The organism is Acidovorax sp. GW821-FHT10E03, from assembly GCF_059415205.1.
On record NZ_JBWKMU010000002.1, the window covers coordinates 417,750 to 439,068 of the forward strand.

Sequence of the window (21,319 nt, forward strand, 5' to 3'; positions counted from 1 at the left end):
AGGGTGGATGCCGCGCTGCACAACACAACAGGCACCACCCCGCCGGCGGGTCATTCCTTGATGTTCGCCGCCTTCACGATCGCGGCATACCGGGCGCTTTCGGTCTGCACAAACCGCGCAAACTCGGCGGCGCTTCCCTTGCCCGCCACGGCGCCACCATCGGCCAGCTTCGCGCGCACATCGTCCATGCGCAGCACTTCGCCCAGCTCGCGGTTCAGGCGTTCCACCACGGCGGGGGGCGTCTGCGCGGGGGCAAACAGGCCCGTCCACGAGACCATGTCAAACCCTGTGAAGCCCGCGGTCTCGGCCACCGTCGGCACGTCGGGCAGAGAGGGCAGGCGCTGGTCGTCCGTCAGGGCGATGGCCTTGAGCTTCTTGCTGTGGATGTGCGGCGCCGCCGTCACGCTGATGAGCACGGCGAGGTCCACCTGGTTGCCGATCACATCGGTCACGATCTGTGCGCCACCCCGGTACGGCACATGCACCATGAAGGTCTTGCTCTGTTCCTTGACGCGCTCCATGGCCAGGTGCAGCACCGTGCCCACGCCCGAGGTGGCGTAACTCAGCTGTCCGGGCTTTTCACGCGCCAGACGCAGCACATCGGCCAGGTTGTTCGCCGGCAGCCCGGGGCGCGCCACGATCAGCATGGGGGCGGTGGTCACCAAACCCACCGGAGCCAGGTCCTTGAGGGTGTCGTAGCGCACGGCCGCAGGGTTCACCAGTCGTGCAATGGCCGCCGGGCTGTCAGCCCCCAGGACGAGCGTGTAGCCATCTGGCGCCGCCCTGGCGGCCTTTTCCATGCCGATGACGCCGCCAGCGCCTGCCACGTTGTCCACCACCACGCTCTGTTTCAGGCGTTCTCCGAGCCTTTGCGCGATGAGCCGCCCCGTCACATCCACATTGCCTCCGGCACTGAAGGGAACGATGAGCGTGATGGGCTTGGCGGCGGGCCAGGCGGCCTGCGCGTGCGCAGCCATGCTGGCGCCTGCGCCGAGCAGCGCAGCCACCAGGGGCCACGCCAGGCGCCGTGGCAAGAAGGACGGTACAGGGAAGAACCGGGAGGGAAACATGCAAGGACTCCTTCAGGGGGGGACGGCAGAGAACAGGTTTGTCTGCGCCAGTTGCTTGTCAAACGCTGCCAGCCACTGCGTGGACCATGCACGCCGCGTGCCATCGTCAATCCAGGCGGCATCCAGTCCATTGGCCAGGAAACCGCGCAGGTCCCCCGCGCCAAAGCCGAAGTCGCGCACCATCATGGCCCAGGCCTGGGTGGGGTTCACGTGGTGCAGCGTGGGGTCATCGGTGTTGGGGTGAATGCGCAGGCCCGCCGCCGGCATGTGGCGGATGGGGTGGTCCAGCGCCCAGCGTTCGGGGGCCAGGGTGCGCAGGTAATACGAATTGGTGGGGACCACGGTGAAGACGATGCCCCGGTCGGCGCATTCGTGCACCAGGGCCGGGTTGTCGAGGACCGTGTAGCCGTGGTCGATGCGGTCCACCTGCAGCACGTCGAGGGCCGTGCGCACGTTGTTCCAGGGCATGCCGAACTCGCCCGCATGGGCCGTGGTCCTGAGCCCGCCCCGGCGCGCCAGCGCGTAGGCCTGGGCGAACCATTCAGGCGGGTGATCCACCTCGCGGTAGTCGATGCCGATGCCAATCACCTCGTCGCGCCGGTGGGCCAGCACCCATTCGACCATTTCGGTGGCGGCCTCGGGCGGGGCCTCGCGGTCGATGGCGGCAACCAGGCGGCCCGTGATGCCGAAGTCGGCCTCGGCATCTGCAATGGCGCGCACGATGCCTTCCAGCGCCTGCGGATAGGCCAGCCCCGATTGCCGTGCGGTACCCGTGGGGTTCCAGAAGAACTCGGCATAGCGCACGTGGTGCGCGGCGGCATCCTGCAGGTATTCGTAGGTCAGGCGGTGCAGGTCATCCGGGCTGCGGATCAGTTCGGCATCCAGCGCGCGCAGCACCCGCAGCACGCCCACGGGTTTTTCGCCCCGGGTGTAGAAGGCCTCGATCTCGGCATCGCCGATGGGGGCGCCCGCCCGGCGAACGAGGCTGGTGAACGTATCGCGCCGAACGGTGCCGAGCAGGTGACAGTGCAGCTCCACCTTGGGCAGGGCGTGGAGAAAGGCGTACAGCGGATCTGCGGGTGCGGCAAAGGTGGGCATGGCCGCATGCTATGCAGCGCGGTGTGATGGCGGAAGTGATTTAATTTGATGTTGCAATAAAAGCAACTTATGAGCAAACACCCCGCCACACGGCCCGCGGCCGAGCGCCCACCCGCGCACCGCACGCCCACGCTGCGCCAGTTGCGCAGCTTTCAGGCCGTGGCCCGGGCCCTGAGTTTTCGGCAGGCGGCTGAGGCCCTGTCGCTCACGCAGCCCGCGCTGTCCGCCTCCATCCGCGAGCTGGAGGCCGTGCTGGGCGCGCCCGTGCTGGAGCGCAGCACGCACCACGTGCGCCTCACGCCCCAGGGCGCCCTGCTGCTGCCGCAGGTGGAACGGCTCATCAATGGCTACGAGCAGGGAGTGGATGGGCTGTACCGCACGCTGGACGATGGCAAGCGCACCCTGCGCGTGGCCGCGCTGCCCTCGGCCATGCACCTGCTGGCCGAGCCGCTGCGGCAGTGGCTGGCGCAGCACCCGGACGTGGACCTGCGCCTGCAGGACCCCCTCAACGACGATCTGGTGGCCGCGCTGCAGCGCGGCGAGGTGGACCTGGCCTTGGGCGTCGCGCTCGATCTTCCGCCCCATATCGAGACCTTCCCCGTGGCCCACGACGACCTGGTGGCGGTACTGCCCATCCGCCACCGGCTGGCCCGGCGCAAGCGGCTGGCATGGCAAGACCTGGCCGGCGAACGCCTGGCCCTGTTCGCGAGGGGCAGCACCTACGACCTCGCGGTGGCCACCTTGCGCCAGCACGGGGTGGACCTGGCAGCGGCAGACCAGTTGCTCTACAGCGAATCTCTCTACAGCCTGGTGCGCTGCGGGCTGGCAGTGGGGGTGATTTCCCGGCTGTACACCCACAACCTGGACGCGGCCGCCGTACGGGTGAGCCCGCTGCACGCACCGGTGATCTCGCGCCGGGTGGCGCTCATGGCGCACGCCCCCATGGGGGCGCGGCCCCCGCTGGTGCAGGATTGCCTGGAGTTCCTCACTCAGGCGCTGCGCACGGGATAAGCCGCCTGGGCGGAGACAGCCCTGGCAACCTGTCGCACCGGGCTCAGTGCCCGTGCGCCGCCCCGCTCACCAGCGTGACGATGACCATGCCCGCGACGAGCCAGGCGATCTGCAGCACCGTCTCGCGTGCCGTGAGGCGCTTTTGCAGTTGCGGGATCAGGTCGGCCAGCGCCACATACACAAAGCTGCTGGACGCCACGGCCAAGAAGTAGGGCAGCAGGTCCTGCAGCTGCCCCACCAGGAAGTAGCCCACCACGCCGCCCAGCGCCGTCACGGCGCCCGCCAGGGACACCTTGACCAGCGCCATACGGCGGTTGGGGCTGGTCTGGCGCAGCACCACCAGGTCGCCCATGTGGTGGGGCACCTCGTGCGCCAGCACCGACACGGCGGCGATCACGCCCAGCCGGATGTCGGCCAGGAAGGCGGAGGCGATCAGGATGCCGTCGCCAAAACAATGCACGCTGTCGCCCGTCAGCACAGCCCAGCCGCCGGATCGCGGGGCATGGTGGTGGTGATGGTGGTCGTGGTGCGTATGGTCGTGCCTGCCGCCGTGGTCAGGGCCGTGGCCGTGTTCAGCGCCGAGCGGATGTGCCGGCGCCTGCGCCACATGGCTGTGCTCGTGCCCGTGGTGCCAGAGTTCCGCCTTGTCCAGCAGGAAGAAGAACACCACGCCCACGAGCAGCGTGGCGAACAGGTCGTGCGCGCCCGCCTGGCTCTCGAATGCCTCGGGCAGCAGGTGCATGAAGGCCGTGGCCAGCAAGGCGCCCGCCGCCAGGCTGAGCAGGTGCTGGGGGCCGACGCTGTCCGGGCGCCCGCCCAGGCCCAGCCGCATCAGCAGCGCGGCCAGCCACACGCTGCCAATGCCCGCGGCCAGTGTGGCCAGGATGATTGCTACCAAAGTCATAGCTTCTTGCGCTTTATAGATATGCCCTGGAGCCTATTTTCGTTCAAATACCGCATCCCGGATGCGAGATTAAAAAAGCCGCCCCGGGTGGGGGCGGCTGCGGTGGCCAGGGACTTCCCCTGCCGGGCCCGCGTGGGCCCACGCTGCCTCAGGCCACGCCGTGTGTCTTGAACCAGGCCAGGGCCCGCTTCCAGCCGTCCTCGGCCGCTTCCTTGCGGTAGCTCGGGCGGTAGTCGGCATGAAAGGCATGGGGCGCGTCCGGGTACACCACGAATTCCGACGCCTTGGCCTGCGGCGAACCGCTGGCCAGCGCGGCTTTCATCTTATCAATCGTGTCAAGGGCGATGCCCGTGTCCTTCTCGCCGTACAGGCCCAGCACCGGCGCCTTGAGGATGGGCGCGATGTCCACCGGGTGCTTGGGCGTGAGTTCGCCCGGCTGCCCCACGAGGCGGCCATACCAGGCCACGCCCGCCTTCACGGGGCCATGCGCGGCGTACAGCCAGGTGATGCGGCCGCCCCAGCAAAAACCCGTGATGCCCACGCGCGCGGCGTCGCCGCCATTGGCGGTGGCCCATTGCACCGCGCCGTCCAGGTCGGCCATCACCTGCGCATCGGGCACCTTGGACACCACGTCGGCCATGAGCTTGGCCACTTCGGTGTACTGGGACGGGTCGCCCTGGCGCGCATACAGCTGCGGCGCGATGGCCAGGTACCCGGCCTTGGCGAAGCGGCGGCAGGTGTCGGCGATGTATTCGTGCACGCCAAAGATTTCCTGGATCACCAGCACCACGGGCAGGCCGGTCTTGCCGGCGGGCGCGGCGCGGTAGGCGGGCACCTTGAAGCCGTTCACGGTAAAGCTCACCTCGCCCGCCGTGAGCCCGTCCGCCGGCGTGGCGATGGCCGTCTGCGCCATGATGGGCGCGGCCGCGGCCGCATAACCCAGCCCCAGGGCAGCCTGCAGCGCGGTGCGCCGCGTGGCGCCGGCGTCGGTGCTGCGGCCGGGCAGCAGGGCCCGGGCGTCGGAATGGAGGTCGTCATTGAACATCGGGTTTCTCCAGGAAAAGAAGGATGGGCAAGGGATGGGAACCGCAGTCTAGGGGGTTTGCCGCATCCCCGCTTCCCTGGGTACCGAAAAACAGGGACCGCTGCTAGACTTTCCGCAGACCGGCACCGCACCCAGCCGCTGGCCCCCTGGTTGTGCGCCACCACGGCGCGCCCTGGGGCGGTCGATCCCTTCACCAGAGAGACCCGTGACCGCCACCTTGGGAAACCCTGCACGATGAGCCCGCCCCCACCCCGCGAAGACCCGCTGGCGCTGCCGGTGGCGGGGCTCTGCGGCGTGGGCGGGCTGGCGCTGCTGGGCTGGGCCCTGGCGGGCCAGGATGCCGGCAACGGCACCGCGCGCGCCATGCTGGCCGCCGCGGGCGTGGCGCTGGCGGCGCTGGCCCTGCTGCACGGTCGGCTGGCGCTGCGGGCCCGGCGCCTGCGCCGCGACGCCGCCGCGTTGCGCCAGGCGGCCGGGCGCGCCAGCATGCAGCTGTCCGCCACCCTCGACATCCTGCCCGACGGGCTCGCGATCTACGACGCCGAAGACCGGCTCGTGCTGTGCAACGCGCAGTACCGCCAGGTGGCCGCGGACTCCGTGATGCCGCTGGAGTACGGCACCCGCTTCGAGGACGTGCTGCGCCGTGCCGCGCAATCGGGCAGGATCACCGCCGCCCTGCCCGACACCGAGGCCTGGCTGCGCGAGCGCATGGCGCGCCACCGCTCTCCGGCGGGCCCCGAGGTGCAGGAGATGCAGGGCGACCGCTGGCTGCGGATCACGGAACGTGGCCTGGACGGCGGGGGCGTGGTGGTGCTGCGCACCGACATCACCGAGGCCGTGCACAGCGAGCGCGCGCTCAAGCGGGCCCTGCACGACGCCGAGCGCGCCGAGCGCAGCCTGCGCGAGGCGGTCGACGCCATGCCGGCGGGACTTGAAATCTACGACGAGACCGACCGCCTGGTGCTGTGCAACAGCCACATGGAGCGCCTGCGGCCCCACCTGCGCTCGGAGACCTCGCTGGGCAAGACGTATGAGGAACTGCTGCGCGAGGGCCTTCGCCAGGGCATCCCCGAAGCGGCGCAGGGCCAGGAAGAGCTGTGGCTGGCGCACGAGATGGCGCTGCGGGGCCACCGCCCAGGCCCCGAGGTGCGCCATGAAGGGGGCGGCGCGTGGATCCACATGCACGAAAGCCGCACGCCGTCGGGCATGACGGTGTGCGTGCGCCTGGACATCACCGACCTCATCGAACAGCGGCAGGCGGCCGAGGCGGCCCGCCAGGAAAGCCAGCACACCCGCCAGCTGCTCGAGCGCGCCGTGGAGGCGCTGCCCGTGAGCATCGAGATCTTCGACGAGCAGGACCGGCTGGTGCTCTACAACCAGCAGCTGTCGCGCATGTACCCGCACATGAACTACGCGGAGCACCTGGGCAGGAGCTTTGCCGACATCCTGCGGCATTCGGTGGACCGGGGACTGATTCCGTCCGCCCACGGCCGCGAGGAGGCCTGGATCGCCGAGCGCCTGTCCGAGCATGGCAGCCGCACCTCCACCCTGGTGCAGCGGCTGGCCGACGGGCGCTGGATCAACATCTACGAGACCCGCACGCCCGAGAACTACGTGGTGGCGGTACGCCTGGACATCACCGACCTGATCGAGCAGCGCCAGGCGCTGGAGGCCGCGCAGGAGGCCGCGCACAAGGCTCGCGAGCTGCTGCAGGACGCCGTGGAATCGCTGCCCGAGGGCTTTGCCCTCTTCGATGCCGACGACAGGCTCGTGGTGTGCAACGCCCAGTACCGCAAGCTGTACCCCATTTCCGCGCCCATGATCGTGCCCGGCAGCACCTTCGAGCAGATCGCGCGCTACGGTGTCGAGCGTGGCCAATACCTCGACGCGGTGGGCAACGAGGAAGACTGGATCGCGCAGCGCGTGGCCGACCACCGCGCCGCCAGCCAGGCCGTTCTGCAGCGCCTGCCCCACGGCCGGTGGCTGCAGGCCGACGAGCGGCGCACCCCCCAGGGCGGCATCGCCGGCGTGCGCACCGACGTGACGCTGCTCGTGCGCAAGGAGCAGGAACTGGCGGCCGCCAACGAGAAGCTGGCCCTGCTGTCCACCACCGATGGCGTGACGGGCATCGGCAACCGGCGCCGCTTCGACGAGCGGCTGGCCACCGAATGGCTGCGCTGCGGCCGCCACCAGGCGCCGCTGGCGGTGGTGCTGATCGACATCGACCACTTCAAGCTCTACAACGACCACTACGGCCACATCGCCGGCGACGCCTGCCTGCGCCACGTGGCGCAACTGCTGCAGGCCACCATCCGCCGCGCGGACGAGGTGGCCGCCCGCTACGGCGGTGAAGAGTTCGTGCTGCTGCTGCCCGACACCCTGCTGCCCGATGCCGTGACCGTGGCCCAGCGCTGCATGGACGGACTGCGCGAGGCCGCCCTGCCCCACCCGCGCTCGCCCACGGCCCCCATGCTCACCCTGAGCATCGGGGTGGCCAGCCTGGTGCCCCGCCCCGATACCGGATCGGACACCCTGGTGCAGGCGGCCGATGCCGCGCTGTACCGCGCCAAGCATGGCGGACGCAACCGGTTCGAGGTGTTCTCCCCGCCGCCCTCCACGCTCACCGCGGCATGAAGTCCGGCGGGTACGTGAGCGAATCCACCAGCAGCAGGTGAGGCATCCGCATGCCCGGTTTCATCCACCCTGGGTGCAATGGGCGCGGTGAAGCATTTGTCGTACACGCGGTGTGCGTGCTGAACCAGGCCATCCCCGGGATTCAGGCCGGGTGGGCCGCAGGCCGGGCGGGTGGCAGGGTCGCGTCGCGGTACGCATGCCGAGCCAATGCGCTGGCCAGCACCAGCGAGGGGTTCACCAGCGCCACCCCGTCCAGGCGCGGGCTTTCGCTCAGCGCCAGCGGGATCTCGGTGCAGCCCATGATGAGCGTGGACACGCCGTGGCGCCGCTGCAACGCCCGCGAGACGGACTCGAACCGGTCCCGCGCCAGGGCATAGTCGCCGGCCTTCACGCCGCCGTAGATGCCCTGCATCAGCGCGTCCTGCTCCGCGAGCGTGGGCACGAAGCACTCGATGCGGCTGTACGCCAGCTCGCGCTGGTACAGGCCCGCGTCGTAGGCGCCCCGGGTGGCCAGCAGGCCCACGCCCTGCACCCCGGCGGCGGCCAGGCCGCCCACCACCTCCTGCATGCCGTGCAGCACCACCATCTGCGGGAACCGCTGCTGCAGCAGGCCATGCCAGGCATGGGCCGTGTTGCAGGCAATGGCCACCACGCGGGCCCCCAGCGCCGCGAGCCGCCCCGTGGCCTGCAGCATGGGCTCGGCCGGCTGGTGCGCGCCCGCACGGGTGTCGCTCAGCGCCGCCGTGCGGTCCGGGATCGGCACCTGCGCCAGCCAGTGCTCGGGATAGGCCTGGTCGTGCACGGGAATGCCCAGCGCGCCCATGCGCTCGGTACAGGCCTGCACGAACAGGCGCACGAAATCAGCCCCCGCGGCGGGGCCCATGCCCCCGAGGATTCCCACCACCTGCGGCAGCGGGCCGTGGCTTGCGGACACTGGCATGTGCTCTGCGGCTCGCGCTTCAAAGGGCCGGCTTGTCGCTCTGCGCCACCAGGTTCTCGCGCAGCTCGGTGCTCATGGGCAGGTTGAGGTTCTGGTTGCGTGGCGGCACGGGCGAGCTGAACCACTTGGTGTAGAGCTTCTCGAATTCGCCGGACTTCATCATCGTGCCGATCACGCCGTTGACGAGCGCTTGGAACTGCGGGTCGTCCTTGCGCAGCATGCAGGCGTAGGGCTCGACCTGCAGCGAGTCGCCCACCACCGCCCAGTCGGCCGGATTGCGCACATTGCCCATCAGGCCGAAGAGCAGGATGTCGTCCATGGCGAACGCCTCGGCGCGGCCGCTGTCCACCAGCAGCACGGCATCGTCGTGGTCCTTGCCCAGCACGATGTCCAGATCGAGGTTGTTGTCCCGGCTGTACTTGCGCAGCACCTGCGCATTGGTGGTGCCGGAGGTGCTCGCCACCTTCTTCTTGGCCAGGTCGGCGTAGTTCTTCACGCCCGACGACTTCTTGGTCAGCAGGCGCGTGCCGGTGTAGAAGTAGTTGATGGCGAACTGCACGTCCTTGCCGCGCGTGCTGTTGTTGGTGGTGGAGCCGCACTCCAGGTCGATGGTGCCGTTCTGCAGCAGCGGGATGCGGTTCTGCGAGGTGACCGCCTGCAGCTCCACCTTGAGCGCAGGGTTGCTCACGCGCTTCTTCACCGCGTCGACCACCGCGTTGGTGATGTCCACCGCGAAGCCCACCGGCGCGCCCGGGCCGGCCAGGTAGCTGAAGGGCACCGACGACTCGCGGTAGGCCACGGTGATCTTGCCCGACTCGGCAACCTTCTTGAGGGTGTCGGCACTGGCCACGGTGCTGGCCAGCAGTCCGGTGGCCACGATGGCGGCGGTGGTGAGGGCAGAGAGCTTCATGGAAATCCCTTTGTGCAAAAGCAGATGGATGGAGGGGGAGCAAGCAAGCAAGCGAACGAACGAACATGAATCATGGAATGAATGCGAAAAATCCGGACGCAGGGGCACTGTAGGAATTTGCGCCGCCCTTGAACAATTCATTTGCACGGGTAGGCCATGACGAAAAGTTATGCCGCCAGACTGGTGCACGCTATCGCACCATCCGCGGGCCTCTTTCCACGAGGCCCTCGCAACTTCCGCACCCGCGCGCCCCCTTCCCGTGCGCGCATCCACATAACTTCCCGGCATGGCTGCCCCGCGCATTGGCATTGTTCAGGCGCCGGCCCGCGCCCTACATTGCGCTTCCATCCACCAAAAAGCCCACAAGATGCAGGTATGTGTCCTCGGCGCAGGCATCGTCGGCCTGGCCACCGCGTATGAACTCCACCAGCGCGGCATGCAGGTGACCGTGGTCGACCAGGCCCAGCCCGGCGCCGGCGCCAGCGGCGGCAACGGTGCGCAGCTGAGCTACAGCTACGTGCAGCCGCTCGCGGACGCGGGCATCTGGGCCCAGCTGCCCCGGCTGCTGCTGTCGCCCCAGTCCCCGCTCAAGCTGCGCCCGCAGTGGGACCCCCACCAGTGGCGCTGGGGCGTGGCGTTCCTGCGCGCCTGCAACCGGCGCACGTCGGAGCAGAGCACCCGGCAACTGCTCGATCTGGCCGCGCTGAGCCGCCGCCGGTTCGAGGCCATGCTGCGGGCCGAGCAGCTCGACTGCGACTTTTCGACCACCGGCAAGCTGGTGCTGTACGACACGCCCGCGGGCCTCGCGGGCGCGCGCCGGCAGATGGAACTGCAGCGCCCCTGGGGCCGCCCGCAGGAGGCCGTGTCCGCCGCGCGGTGCGTGGAGCTGGAACCCGCCCTCGCCCATTACGAGCGCCACATCGCGGGCGCCATCCACACGCCCAGCGAATGCGCGGCCGATTGCCTCAAGGTCTGCCAGGGCCTGCAGGACCTGCTTGCTGCGCGCGGCGTGCGCTTCGTGCTCGGCGCCCGGGTGGAGGACTTCGTGCGCGAGGGGCAGCACATCCAGGCCGTCCACACCAGCCAGGGGGCCATCGAGGCGCGGCAGTTCGTGCTGGCCTTGGGCAGTGCCAGCCATGCCGTGGCGCGGACACTGGGCGTTCGCCTCCCGGTCTACCCGCTCAAGGGCTACAGCATCACGCTCGATGCCACGGGCGACGCGGGCGCCGCGCCACGCGTCAACGTGACCGATGCGGCGCGCAAGGTGGTGTTCGCGCGCATTGGCCAGCGCCTGCGCGTGGCGGGCATGGCGGAACTGGTGGGGCACGATGCGCAGATTCCTCCCGCGCGCATCCGCAGCCTGTGCCAGGCCACGAGCGCGGTCTTTCCACGCTGCAGCGACTTTGGCGAGCTGCGCCCCTGGACGGGCATGCGCCCGGCCACGCCCACCGGCGTGCCCGTGGTGGGCCGCCATGTCCGTGCGCCCGCCAACCTGCTGCTGAACACGGGGCACGGCGCCCTGGGTTTCACCCTCGCGTTCGGCACCGCGGCCCAGGTGGCGCAGCTGCTCGCGCCGGCCTGAGCGTACGGCGCTGCCCGTGCCCGCCGCGGCGGGCTGCGGGAGCGCGCCGCCAGCTCAATCGGCCACGGGCAGGCCCACGGATTCCATGGTCTCGGCCACCGCCTGGCGCATGCAACGCGTCATGGCGCTGGCCAGCAGCGAGCTGGGCCGGTTCACGGTGCGCAGCGACTTGATGGGCACGGCGATATGGGGCGCGAGCGCCAGCACGTCGACCTTGCCGCGGTCCGCCGATGCGGCGGTGCACGCATCCACCACCGCCACCGCATGCCCGTGGTGCGCCAGCGCCAGCGCCGCGTGGTAAGTCTGCACGGTGATCGCCGTCTTCAGGCCCACGCCCGCTTCGCGGCATGCATGGTTGACCACGGTGCCGATGGGGTCGCGCACGTCCAGGCGCACCACGGGCGTCTCCACCAGATCGGCCAGGTGCACGGTGCCCGAGCGCACCAGCGCCGCATCGAGCATGCCCTTGGGCGCCACGCAGAGCATGCGCCCATCGGCCAGGTGCTCCTGCGTGAGCGAGGGGTGCGCCACGGCGCTGAACACGAAGCCCACGTCGGCTTCCTGCAGCACCAGGGCCGAGACGATCTGGGGCGAATGCAGCGCATCGATGGTGATCACCACATCCGGGTGCGCCTGGCGAAAGAACCGCAGCGCGCGCGGCAGCACTTCGTAGCTCAGCGCCAGCACGCTCAGGATGTGCAGCTCGCCTTCGCGCCGGTCGCTCTTCAGGCTGTTGGCCAGGCGCTGCACGTCGTCGAGCTGGGTGAACAGGCGCTCGATGTGGGGGTAGAGGGTCTGCGCCTCGGTGGTGGGCACCAGCCGGCCCTTGAGGCGGTTGAACAGCGGAAAACCGAGCTGCAGCTCCGCGTGGGCGAGGATGCGGCTCACGGCGGGCTGGGTGACGTTGATGAGGCGGGCCGCCGCGCTCACACTGCCGGTGAGCATGACGGCGTTGAAAACTTCTATGTGGCGAAGGCGCATGGGGCAACGATGCAAGGAACGCGCCGGGCACGCAATCCTTGAATCTCCCCATTGCGGAAACGGGCTGCGGCAGCCCGGTCGGGCGGCTAGCTGGCGGCCGTAACGGTTCTCTCAGCTACAGCTACAGCTACAACGACATCGACGGCCGCGCCGCCATGGCCGCGCGCCAGCGCAGCAGGTGCGGGTGCTGCTCGCCCGGCTTGTGCTTGACCACGCGCGCAAAATCCACCGCCACCACGGCCGTGATGTCGGCCACGCTGAAGCGGTCGGTGGCCATGAAGTCGCGCCCCGCCAGGCGCTCGTTGAGCAGCTGAAAGAACTGCCCCACCCGCACCAGCCCACGCTCGGCCAGGGCCGGGATCTGCGGATAGTCCACCGCGCCCGGCAGCGCCCGGTTGGCCATGGCGGGCGCGCTGTTGCGCAGCGCCTCGGCAATGGCCTGCAGGCCCTCGAACTCCATGCGCCAGTTCCAGCTGGCGATCTCGGCCTTCTCTGCCGGCGTCTCGCCCAGCAGTGCAGGCTGCGGGTAGCGCGCTTCGAGATACGCGGTGATCGCCGCGTTGTCGGTCAGCAGCAGCCCCTCGTCCGTGCGCAACGCGGGCACCGTGCACTGCGGGTTGATGCGCCGGTAGGCCTCGCCCAGTTGTTCGCCATTGCGCAGGTCCACCTGCACGGTGTCGTGGGCCACGCCCTTTTCTGCCAGCAGGATGCGCGCGCGGCGCGGGCTGGGCGCGGTGGCGCAGTCGTACAAAGTGATCATGGTGACGCCTTGCAAAAACACTCAGCGTGCGGGTGAAGAAGCTGCTGCCGCCGCCTCGATCTTGTCCTGCGTCTTGGTGTCAAAGTCGCTGGCGTCATGCCGCTCGCGCAACTGGCTGGCCGGGTCGCCATTGACGCGGTTGACCTTGCGCCCGCGCTGCACCGCCGGGCGCTTGGCAACTTGCTCGGCCCAGCGCACCACATGCGTGTACTCGTGCACCTGCAAGAACTCGCCTGCGTTGTAGGCCTGCCCTTTCACCAGCAAGCCATACCAGGGCCAGATCGCGATGTCCGCCACCGTGTACTCATCCCCCGCCACATACTCGGTCACGGCCAGGCGCTGATTCAGCACATCCAGCTGGCGCTTGGCCTCCATCGCATAGCGGTCAATCGCATATTCGATCTTGACCGGCGCATAGGCATAGAAATGCCCAAACCCGCCGCCCACAAACGGCGCACTGCCCATCTGCCAGAACAGCCACGACAGGCACTCGGCCCGCGCCGCGCCCTCTTTGGGCAAGAAGGCGCTGCCGAACTTCTCGGCCAGGTACATCAGGATGGCGCCGGACTCAAACACCCGCACCGGGTTGGCGGCGTCGGTGCGGTCCAGCAGCGCGGGGATCTTGGAGTTGGGGTTCACAGAAACAAACCCGCTACCGAACTGCTCCCCCTCGTTGATGCGAATCAGCCACGCGTCGTACTCCGCGCCGCTGTGGCCCAGCGCGAGCAGCTCTTCCAGCATCACCGTCACCTTCACGCCATTGGGCGTGCCCAGCGAATACAGCTGCAGCGGGTGCCGCCCCACGGGCAATTCCTTGTCGTGCGTGGCACCAGCAATGGGCCGGTTGATGCTGGCGAAACGGCCGCCGTTTTCCTTGTTCCATTGCCAGATGGCGGGTGGGGTGTAGGGGGTGGGATCGGGCATGCAGGGGCTCCAGGCAAATGTGGGAGAGGCGGCCATGCGGCCACGGGTTGCTTCACGAGTTTAGCGGCGACCCTGCGCGCCTGCATGGCTACCACCCATGCCCTTTCCGGCGTCCGCTTCCAGACTCTTTCATGCAGCAGGGCAATGCCGGGGGCACCGCAGAGCGGGGTCGACCAGGCAGCCTCGGTGGCCAGCACCGGAGGACCGCGGCGCGGCTCAGAACGTATGCGCGATGCCGCTGCTGATCCCAGTGGCTCGGCTCTTGGCGGCCGCGCCCTGGTAGCCCGCGCGCCAGCGGGTACGGTCCAGCTCGGCGTAGAGCTTGGTGCGGCGTGAGAATTTATATTCTGCAAACAGCATGGTCCGGCTGTACCCGTCCTCCCTGGCCCCGGTGCGCTCGCGCTCCACGCGGTACCACGCCGCTGTGAGGTCGATCGTGTTCGTCGCCGACCAGGTGGCGCCGGCCGAATGGGTGCGCTGCCCGGTGCGGGCCGATGCTGACGTCTGCGCATGGTTGCGCGCGGTGTTGACCGCCAGGCGCACGCTGCCGGACTGGTAGGCAGCGCCCAGCGTGGCGGCACGCAGCAGCAGGTCTGCCGCCGTGGTGAACCGCTGGAAAGCCCCCGAGATGACCCAGCCCCCGGCCGTGTACGCCAGGCCGGCACCGGCCGAGTGCTGGGCGGCGGTGGACCCGGCGTTTTCACCCACGCTGTACATCGCCCGGGCCGTGACCGGACCGAAGAAACCGGTGTATTTGAAGGAGTTGTCCAGCCGGTACGACCCGCTGGAAGACCCGGTGGCACCGTACTCCACCCCGAGGCCGTGGTTGCTCAAGGCCGCAGTGACGATGTTGGGATTGAAGGCCGCAAAGCGCATACCCACGGCATCCACCGGGCTGACGGCATCGGCCAACAGATTGGTCTGACGCCCAAGGGTGACCTGCCCCCACGAACCACCGACGCCAACGATGGCGGCTCGATCAAAGAACTTGGTGACGTTGGCCGTGCTGCCCGTGTCCACGTTCAGGCCCGTCTCCAGGTTGAAGAGCGCGTACATGCCATCGCCCAGGTCCTCGCGGCTGCGGAACCCGATGCGGCTGGTGTTGTCGACCCCGCTGGCCAGGCCGGTGGCCGACGCGGCGGCCGGTGCGTTGGCGGAGGTCATGCCCGAGGTGTGCCGCACGCCGGCGTCGACAATGCCATACACGGTGGGGCCACCCTGCTGGGCAAATGCGAAGGCCGGCACACTCAGTGCCGCGACGAGGACAGGAATCAAGCGGGTCATAGGACTCTTTTGTCGTTGTAGTGATGTGCGCGCAGCCGCCAGCCGCACCGTGCAAAGCCGGTGCCTGTCGTGTCTGAGGTGCGCGCAGGAAGGGGCATGCGCCCCGGGCGCAGGGGGCGTGCCTGGGCGGTGCCGGGAGTCGCCGCGTCAGCGAGCGCTGGCGGGCTCCATGCCGGTACTGCGAATGATGGGTGCTGCAGCCGACGCCGAAAGGAAGCGGATCAGATGGCGGGCCGCTTCCGGATTGGCCGACCCAGCCGCCACCCCGGCCGAGAAAAACACGCGCTGCTGCACTTCGTCCGGCAACGGGCCGACAAACTCCAGCTCCTTGAACGGCAACAGCTCACTCACCTGCTGAAAGCCGATCTCGGCATCGCCGCGCAGCACCACCGCGCCCACGCGTTCGCTGAATATCTTGGTGGCCTTGTCCTTGATCTGCTCCGCGACACCCAGACGCGGGAACAATTCGGTCGACAGATAGACGCCGCTCGCGCTGGCCGAGTAGGCGATGGATTTGGCATCGAGCAGCGTCTTCTTGAGCGCATCGACCGTGCTGATGTCGGGCTTGGGCGTGCCCTTGCGCACGCTCATGCCGATCATCGAACGCGCGAGATCCACGCGGCTGCCCTGCTGCACCTTGCCCTGGGCGATGAGTGCCTCCAGGCCCGAATCGGCCAGGATGACGATATCGAACTGCTCGTTGCGGGCAAAACGGCTCGGGATCGAATCGGGCGCGTTGCCCATGGATGCACCCCGCTCCGTGACCACCTTGTGGCCGGTGGCCTGCTCGTACAGCGGGATCAACTGGTCGTACGCAGCCGAGAAGCCGCCCGATGTGACCACGCGGATCTCTGCGGCCTGGACGCTGGCCGGCACGGCGCCCGCCATGCCCAGGCCCACCGCCAGCGCGGTGCCCAGCATGGCGTTCAGGAATCGTCGGCGCGGCGCCCGCGGGGGCCGGGTAGTCGTCGAATGGACGGATTGCATGTCTTGTCTCCTGATGTCTTGTTGGAATGCGGGGCGCTGCGCCTCAGTCCGCAGTGATCTTTCGCTCGCGCACGATGCGGCCCCACTTGCCGTGCTCTGCCGCGATGAACTTGCCCAGTTCTTCCCGCGTGCCGGGCGCAGCCGTCTGGCCGTGCTTGAGGAGGTTTTCGCGTACCTCGGGGGTGTTGAGCACCTTCACCAGCTCGACATTCCAGCGTTCGAGCAACGGCTTGGGCGTTTTGGCCGAAGCCACGAACGCATACCAGTTGGTGGCATTGAAGCCCGGGAACGTCTCGGCCACCGTGGGCACATTGGGCAGGTAGGCGGGGCGGGTCAGCCCGGTGGTGGCCAGCGGCACCAGCTTGCCCGATTCGATGTGGGGCAGCGCCGTTGGAGGGGCCGCATAAAACGACGTGACCCGCTCGCCCAGCACATCCTGCAGCGCCGGGGCACCCCCCTTGTAGGGCACATGCACGGTATCGATCCTGGCCACATCGTTGAGCAGCTCGCCCGCCAGGTGGGAAGCAGACCCAGGGCCGGTCGAGGCAAAGTCGAGCTTACCGGGCTCACGCTTGGCCTTCGCCACGAATTCGCCCAGGGTCTTGATGCCGGTGCTGGCCGACACCACCAGCACATTGGGAAAGCTCACTCCCATGGTGATGGGCGACAGATCCTTGAGCGGGTCGTAGCGCACGGCCATGAAATGGGGCGCGATGGTGAGCGGCCCGATCGATCCAAACAGCAGCACCGAACCATCCGATGGACCGGTGGCGACCTGCGTGTGCGCCAGATTGCCGCCCGCGCCCGGCTTGTTGTCCACCACCACGCTCTGGCCAATGTTTTCGCCCAGCTTCTTGGCAATCAGCCGCGCAGCGATATCCGCCGAACCGCCGGCGGCAAAGCCCACGACCAGGGTGACCGGCTTTTTGGGAGGGAAGTCTTGAGCCTGGGCTGTGGTGTGGGCCAGCGCAAGGCTGACTGCCAGGGTGGCCGCCGCGATCAGTGAACGTCGTTGCATGTCGGTGATTTCCAGAAGCGGCCGAAGCACGGTCGGCCTTGCTAGGAGCGCAAGTCTAGGCAGGGCACAATGGTCTGTGAATTGCAATTTAAGGAGCGACTGTTGCATGGCACGCATCAAATTCGATATGGGTGAACTGCAGGCATTCGTGGCCACTGCAGAGAAGGCGAGCTTCCGGCTTGCCGCCGAAGCGCTATGCCTGTCGGCACCCGCCTTGAGCCGGCGCGTGGAGCGGCTGGAGCTGGCCCTGGGCGTGCGACTGCTGGAGCGCACCACCCGCAGCGTGGAACTGACCGCCATCGGCCAGGAGTTTCTGCACGAGGCTCGCACCGCGCTGGCCGGGCTGGATGCGGCCGTGCAGCGCGTGAGCGACCAGGTACACCTGCGCCGGGGGCGGGTCACGATTGCTTGCATCCCGTCGGTGGCAAGCCATCTCCTGCCCCGTGTGCTGCGCGGCTTTGCAGTCGCGCAACCTGAAGTGCAGGTGCATGTCATGGACGAAAGCGCAAGCCAGGTCCTGGACGCCGTGCTCAGCGGCGCGGCCGATTTCGGGCTCAGCTTCACGGGAAGTCAGGAGTCTGCCGTTCGCTTTGAAGCCCTGACCAAAGAGCGCTACATGCTGGCCATGCCGCGCAGCCACCGCTGGGCCAAGCGCAAGGAAGTGCCCTGGGCCGAACTGGCCGGGATGCGGCTGGTGTCGGTATCGCGCGACAGCGCCAACCGCCTGCTGCTGGACCAGGCCACGGCCGACCTGCCCGAGCAACCGGTGGCTTGGTACGAATGCAATCACGTGGCGGGCGCGCTGGCCCTGGTGGAAGGTGGCCTTGGGCTGGCCGTTCTGCCCCAGCTGGCACTGCCGCCTGCTCACGCCGAGGTCTGCGGCGTGCCCCTCAGCGCACCCGACTTGTGGCGCACCCTGGGTCTGCTGCAGCGGCGCGACCGTATGCTGTCACCTGCGGCTGACGCGTTGAGGGCACGGGTGAAGCAGTTGCACGGCGCGGGTTGAGGAAGACCCGGCAGCCGCAATGCGTACTCTGGTGTGGCTTACCCACGGGCAATTCACCGTCACACGGCGCACCAGCGATGCGGGCTTGATGCTGGCTGCACCTTCCGAACCTGGAGAGGCTTGTCTTTGGAGTACCACTTCACTTCGAAGGTCGGCTGTTCGTGTTCTCACCCAGGGCGTAAACGGGTCTTGCGAGCAGCTAACTAGCCGCTTGTCTCTCCAGCGAGACGGCGACGCAGGCAACGACATAAAATTTGATAGCTGCCAGCGATTGCTGGATAAGCGCCGGCGGGCAAAAATACCGAAATTTCTGCCTCCCCGCGTCGGTCCTCTCCTGGGCCTCAGTGGGCCTTGTCCCAATTCGCCCCCACCCCCACCTCGGCCAGCAGCGGCACCTTCAACGCAGCCACCTCCGCCATCAGGCGCGGGATGTGGCTCTTGAGCCAGTCCACCTCGCCCTCGGGCAGCTCGAACACCAGTTCGTCGTGCACCTGCATGATCATTTGGATGCCCGGCTTGTGCGCGTCCAGCTCCTTCTGAACCGCCACCATCGCCAGCTTGATCAGATCGGCCGCCGTACCTTGCATAGGGGCGTTGATGGCAGCGCGCTCGGCGCCTGCGCGGCGGGGGCCGTTGGGGGAGTTGATCTCGGGCAGGTACAGGCGACGGCCAAACACGGTTTCGACATAGCCCATGGACTTGGCGGCGGCCTTGGTGTCGTCCATGTACTGCTTCACGCCGGGATAGCGCTGGAAGTATTTGTCGATATATGCCGCTGCGGCCTTGGTTTCTATCCCTAAGTTCTTGGCCAGGCCGAAGCTGCTCATGCCGTAGATCAGGCCAAAGTTGATGACCTTGGCGTAGCGGCGTTGCTCGCTGGTGACCTGATCGACCTCCACCCCAAACACTTCGGCGGCGGTGGCGCGGTGCACGTCCAGGCCCGCGTGGAAGGCGTGCAGCAGCGAGTGGTCGCCGCTGAGGTGCGCCATGATGCGCAGCTCGATCTGCGAGTAGTCGGCGCTGGCGATCACGCGGCCCGCGGGAGCGACGAAGGCCTCGCGCACGCGGCGGCCTTCGGGGGTGCGGATGGGGATGTTCTGCAGGTTGGGGTCGTTGCTCGACAGGCGGCCCGTCACCGCCACGGCCTGCGCGTAGTGGGTGTGCACGCGGCCCGTGCGCGGCAGCGCCAGCTGGGCCAGCTTGTCGGTGTAGGTGCCTTTGAGCTTGCTCAAGGAGCGGTGCTCCAGCAGCTTGGCGGGCAGGGGGTAGTCCTCGGCCAGTTTTTCCAGCACCTCTTCGTCGGTGCTGCGCGCGCCGGTGGCGGTCTTTTTGACCACGGGCATGCCCAGCTTGTCGAAGAAGATTTCGCCCAGCTGCTTGGGGCTGCTCAGGTTGAAGGGCTGGCCTGCGATCTCGTACGCCTCGGTTTCGAGCTGCAGGATGCGCTGGCCCAGCTCGTGGCTCTGCGTGGCCAGGGTGGGCGCATCGATCAGCACGCCGTTGCGCTCGATGCGGTACAGCGCCTCGCTGCTCTGCATCTCCAGCTCGTAGATGAAGCGCAGCTTGTCGTCCGCCTGCAGCAGCGGCCACAGCGCGTTGTGCACGTCCAGGGTCTGGTCCGAGTCTTCACACGAGTAGGCGGCAGCCTTGTCCACGGGCACCTGGGCAAACGGGATCTGGTGCGCGCCCTTGCCGCACAGGTCTTCATACGTGATGCCCTTGCGGCCGGTGTGGCGCTCGGCCAGGCTGGTCAGGTTGTGGGGCTTGTGCACTTCGAGCACGTAGCTTTGCAGCATGGTGTCGTGTGCGTAGCCCTGCACCTCGATGCCGTGGTTGGCGAACACATGGCGGTCGTACTTGATGTGCTGGCCCAGCTTGTGGTGCCTGGCGTTCTCCAGCCAGGGCTTGAGGCGGGCCAGCACCTCGTCCATCGGCAGCTGCGCGGGTGCGTCGGGGCCTTCATGCCGCAGCGGTATGTAGGCGGCCTCGCCGGGCTGCACACTGAAGGAAATGCCCACGATCTGCGCACGCATCTCGTCGAGCGAATCGGTTTCAGTGTCGATCGCCGCCAGCGGGGCCTGGTGCAGGCGTTCCAGCCACTGGTCAAAGTCGGCCCAGTTGAGGATGGTGTCGTACACCACGGTGCGGTGCTGGGCTTCTTCGGCCACGGTGCTGGCCGAGTGGTCGGCAAACAAATCACCACTTTGACCGGGCATGGCAACGGTGGGAGCTGTGGTGGCGGGGGCCGCTGCGCCCTTGATCGCGCTGGCCAGGCCCTTGAAGCCATACTTTTCGTAAAACGGCAGCAAGCCGGTGTTGTCTGGCGCGTCCAGCGTGATGTCGTCAAACGCAGGCAGACCGGGGATGTAGTCGGCCAGCGCGCAATCGGTCTTCATGGTGACAAGCTGACGGCTCAATACCAGCTGACCGCTGGCAATCGCCTCGCGCAGATTGTTGCCCGCCACGCCCTTGATGGCGTCGGCGTTGGCAATCAAGCTGTCGAGCGAGCCATATTCTTCAAGCCACTTGGCGGCGGTCTTGGGCCCTACCTTGGCAACGCCGGGCACGTTGTCCACGGTGTCGCCCACCAGCGCCTGGTAGTCCACCATCAGCGCAGGCGGCACGCCAAACTCTGCCGTCACACCCGCCACATCGCGGCGCTTGCCGCTCATGGTGTCGATGATGGTGATGTGCTCGTTGACCAGTTGGCTCAAATCTTTGTCGCCGCTCGACACGATGACCTCAATGCCCTGTGCGGCCGCCACGTTGGCCAAGGTGGCGATCACGTCGTCGGCCTCCACGCCAGGCACGGCCACCACCTTCCAGCCCAGCAGGTCCACCACCTCGTGGATGGGCTCGATCTGGCTGCGCAGGTCGTCTGGCATGGGCGAGCGCGTGGCCTTGTATTCGGTGTAAAGGGCATCGCGGAAGGTGGGGCCCGAGGCGTCGAACACGCACACGGCATAGTCGGCCGTCACCTCCTTGCGCAGGGCCTGCATCATGTTGATCATGCCCCGGATGGCGCCCGTGGCGGCACTGGTCGGGTCGCCCGGCACGGCCCGCAGGTCGGGCATGGCGTGGAAGGCGCGGTAGAGGTAGCTGGAACCGTCCACCAGCACCAGGGTCTTTTTGTTGCTCATGCGGCAATTGTGCACGGCCGAGCCC

The 21,319-nt window shown here is 68.2% G+C and carries 17 protein-coding genes; 4 read left to right on the forward strand and 13 right to left on the reverse strand.

Translation table 11 applies throughout. The annotated features are described in order from the left end of the window. Positions 1 to 50: 50 nt before the first annotated feature. Positions 51 to 1,070, reverse strand: coding sequence for a Bug family tripartite tricarboxylate transporter substrate binding protein (locus tag AC07OD_RS05065; RefSeq protein ID WP_494595447.1), 1,020 nt, complete (start codon positions 1,068 to 1,070; stop codon positions 51 to 53). A 12-nt stretch (positions 1,071 to 1,082) separates the two neighbouring features. Then, positions 1,083 to 2,168 (reverse strand): adenosine deaminase, encoded by a 1,086-nt coding sequence (gene add, locus AC07OD_RS05070; protein WP_494595449.1) that lies wholly within the window; start codon positions 2,166 to 2,168, stop codon positions 1,083 to 1,085. Positions 2,169 to 2,237: 69 nt separating this feature from the next. Between add and AC07OD_RS05075 the strand changes: the two genes are divergently transcribed. Further along, positions 2,238 to 3,179: a LysR family transcriptional regulator gene (locus AC07OD_RS05075; RefSeq protein WP_492807453.1), complete on the forward strand. Its 942-nt coding sequence runs from the start codon at positions 2,238 to 2,240 to the stop codon at positions 3,177 to 3,179. A 43-nt stretch (positions 3,180 to 3,222) separates the two neighbouring features. Here AC07OD_RS05075 and AC07OD_RS05080 read toward each other — a convergent pair whose 3' ends face one another. Together AC07OD_RS05080 and AC07OD_RS05085 are read right to left on the reverse strand one after the other, a co-directional pair. Further along, on the reverse strand, positions 3,223 to 4,083 hold the full coding sequence (locus AC07OD_RS05080; RefSeq protein ID WP_494595451.1) for a ZIP family metal transporter: 861 nt from the start codon (positions 4,081 to 4,083) through the stop codon (positions 3,223 to 3,225). A gap of 148 nt (positions 4,084 to 4,231) precedes the next feature. Further along, a complete protein-coding gene (locus AC07OD_RS05085; RefSeq protein WP_218295664.1) occupies positions 4,232 to 5,128 on the reverse strand; it encodes a dienelactone hydrolase family protein in 897 nt (298 codons plus the stop codon). A gap of 234 nt (positions 5,129 to 5,362) precedes the next feature. Here AC07OD_RS05085 and AC07OD_RS05090 point away from each other — a divergent pair, with 234 nt between their 5' ends. Further along, positions 5,363 to 7,762, forward strand: coding sequence for a sensor domain-containing diguanylate cyclase (locus tag AC07OD_RS05090; RefSeq protein ID WP_218340052.1), 2,400 nt, complete (start codon positions 5,363 to 5,365; stop codon positions 7,760 to 7,762). A 142-nt stretch (positions 7,763 to 7,904) separates the two neighbouring features. Here AC07OD_RS05090 and AC07OD_RS05095 read toward each other — a convergent pair whose 3' ends face one another. Both AC07OD_RS05095 and AC07OD_RS05100 read right to left on the reverse strand, forming a co-directional pair. Further along, on the reverse strand, positions 7,905 to 8,702 hold the full coding sequence (locus tag AC07OD_RS05095; protein WP_370627790.1) for an aspartate/glutamate racemase family protein: 798 nt from the start codon (positions 8,700 to 8,702) through the stop codon (positions 7,905 to 7,907). A 19-nt stretch (positions 8,703 to 8,721) separates the two neighbouring features. Continuing rightward, entirely contained in the window at positions 8,722 to 9,612 is an 891-nt protein-coding gene (locus AC07OD_RS05100) for a transporter substrate-binding domain-containing protein (RefSeq protein WP_494595455.1), read from the reverse strand. Between the two features lie 367 nt (positions 9,613 to 9,979). Between AC07OD_RS05100 and AC07OD_RS05105 the strand changes: the two genes are divergently transcribed. Further along, positions 9,980 to 11,194 carry a D-amino acid dehydrogenase gene (locus AC07OD_RS05105; RefSeq protein ID WP_218295668.1) on the forward strand — a complete coding sequence of 405 codons (1,215 nt, stop codon included), beginning with the start codon at positions 9,980 to 9,982 and terminating at the stop codon, positions 11,192 to 11,194. Positions 11,195 to 11,248: 54 nt separating this feature from the next. Here the strand turns inward: AC07OD_RS05105 and AC07OD_RS05110 are convergent, their stop codons facing one another. The 6 genes from AC07OD_RS05110 to AC07OD_RS05135 form a co-directional block, all read right to left on the reverse strand. Further along, complete coding sequence (locus AC07OD_RS05110) at positions 11,249 to 12,175, reverse strand: LysR family transcriptional regulator (protein WP_494595457.1); 927 nt, start codon at positions 12,173 to 12,175, stop codon at positions 11,249 to 11,251. A 127-nt stretch (positions 12,176 to 12,302) separates the two neighbouring features. Continuing rightward, entirely contained in the window at positions 12,303 to 12,935 is a 633-nt protein-coding gene (locus AC07OD_RS05115) for a glutathione S-transferase family protein (protein WP_494595458.1), read from the reverse strand. A 21-nt stretch (positions 12,936 to 12,956) separates the two neighbouring features. Next, positions 12,957 to 13,859 carry a glutathione-dependent disulfide-bond oxidoreductase gene (gene yghU, locus AC07OD_RS05120; RefSeq protein WP_494595460.1) on the reverse strand — a complete coding sequence of 301 codons (903 nt, stop codon included), beginning with the start codon at positions 13,857 to 13,859 and terminating at the stop codon, positions 12,957 to 12,959. A 216-nt stretch (positions 13,860 to 14,075) separates the two neighbouring features. Next, the gene (locus tag AC07OD_RS05125; RefSeq protein ID WP_494595462.1) at positions 14,076 to 15,143 is read right to left on the reverse strand and encodes a porin; all 1,068 of its coding nucleotides are present in this window, start codon (positions 15,141 to 15,143) and stop codon (positions 14,076 to 14,078) included. 147 nt (positions 15,144 to 15,290) lie between these two features. Continuing rightward, positions 15,291 to 16,130 (reverse strand): substrate-binding domain-containing protein, encoded by an 840-nt coding sequence (locus tag AC07OD_RS05130; protein ID WP_218295673.1) that lies wholly within the window; start codon positions 16,128 to 16,130, stop codon positions 15,291 to 15,293. Positions 16,131 to 16,173: 43 nt separating this feature from the next. After that, positions 16,174 to 17,148 carry a Bug family tripartite tricarboxylate transporter substrate binding protein gene (locus AC07OD_RS05135; protein WP_494595464.1) on the reverse strand — a complete coding sequence of 325 codons (975 nt, stop codon included), beginning with the start codon at positions 17,146 to 17,148 and terminating at the stop codon, positions 16,174 to 16,176. Between the two features lie 106 nt (positions 17,149 to 17,254). Here AC07OD_RS05135 and AC07OD_RS05140 point away from each other — a divergent pair, with 106 nt between their 5' ends. Then, a complete protein-coding gene (locus tag AC07OD_RS05140; protein WP_494595466.1) occupies positions 17,255 to 18,154 on the forward strand; it encodes a LysR family transcriptional regulator in 900 nt (299 codons plus the stop codon). A gap of 341 nt (positions 18,155 to 18,495) precedes the next feature. Here AC07OD_RS05140 and polA read toward each other — a convergent pair whose 3' ends face one another. Beyond that, positions 18,496 to 21,294 (reverse strand): DNA polymerase I, encoded by a 2,799-nt coding sequence (gene polA, locus AC07OD_RS05145; protein ID WP_494595468.1) that lies wholly within the window; start codon positions 21,292 to 21,294, stop codon positions 18,496 to 18,498. Positions 21,295 to 21,319 lie beyond the last annotated feature (25 nt).

Excerpts from the sequence above, each read along its gene's own strand:
- AC07OD_RS05075 (WP_492807453.1), top strand. The coding sequence starts at position 2,238 with ATGAGCAAACACCCCGCCACACGGCCCGCGGCCGAGCGCCCACCCGCG.
- AC07OD_RS05085 (WP_218295664.1), bottom strand. The coding sequence starts at position 5,128 with ATGTTCAATGACGACCTCCATTCCGACGCCCGGGCCCTGCTGCCCGGC.
- AC07OD_RS05105 (WP_218295668.1), top strand. The coding sequence starts at position 9,980 with ATGCAGGTATGTGTCCTCGGCGCAGGCATCGTCGGCCTGGCCACCGCG.
- AC07OD_RS05095 (WP_370627790.1), bottom strand. The coding sequence starts at position 8,702 with ATGCCAGTGTCCGCAAGCCACGGCCCGCTGCCGCAGGTGGTGGGAATC.
- AC07OD_RS05115 (WP_494595458.1), bottom strand. The coding sequence starts at position 12,935 with ATGATCACTTTGTACGACTGCGCCACCGCGCCCAGCCCGCGCCGCGCG.
- AC07OD_RS05080 (WP_494595451.1), bottom strand. The coding sequence starts at position 4,083 with ATGACTTTGGTAGCAATCATCCTGGCCACACTGGCCGCGGGCATTGGC.
- AC07OD_RS05140 (WP_494595466.1), top strand. The coding sequence starts at position 17,255 with ATGGCACGCATCAAATTCGATATGGGTGAACTGCAGGCATTCGTGGCC.
- AC07OD_RS05125 (WP_494595462.1), bottom strand. The coding sequence starts at position 15,143 with ATGACCCGCTTGATTCCTGTCCTCGTCGCGGCACTGAGTGTGCCGGCC.
- AC07OD_RS05135 (WP_494595464.1), bottom strand. The coding sequence starts at position 17,148 with ATGCAACGACGTTCACTGATCGCGGCGGCCACCCTGGCAGTCAGCCTT.
- AC07OD_RS05110 (WP_494595457.1), bottom strand. The coding sequence starts at position 12,175 with ATGCGCCTTCGCCACATAGAAGTTTTCAACGCCGTCATGCTCACCGGC.
- add (WP_494595449.1), bottom strand. The coding sequence starts at position 2,168 with ATGCCCACCTTTGCCGCACCCGCAGATCCGCTGTACGCCTTTCTCCAC.
- AC07OD_RS05130 (WP_218295673.1), bottom strand. The coding sequence starts at position 16,130 with ATGCAATCCGTCCATTCGACGACTACCCGGCCCCCGCGGGCGCCGCGC.
- yghU (WP_494595460.1), bottom strand. The coding sequence starts at position 13,859 with ATGCCCGATCCCACCCCCTACACCCCACCCGCCATCTGGCAATGGAAC.
- polA (WP_494595468.1), bottom strand. The coding sequence starts at position 21,294 with ATGAGCAACAAAAAGACCCTGGTGCTGGTGGACGGTTCCAGCTACCTC.
- AC07OD_RS05100 (WP_494595455.1), bottom strand. The coding sequence starts at position 9,612 with ATGAAGCTCTCTGCCCTCACCACCGCCGCCATCGTGGCCACCGGACTG.
- AC07OD_RS05090 (WP_218340052.1), top strand. The coding sequence starts at position 5,363 with ATGAGCCCGCCCCCACCCCGCGAAGACCCGCTGGCGCTGCCGGTGGCG.
- AC07OD_RS05065 (WP_494595447.1), bottom strand. The coding sequence starts at position 1,070 with ATGTTTCCCTCCCGGTTCTTCCCTGTACCGTCCTTCTTGCCACGGCGC.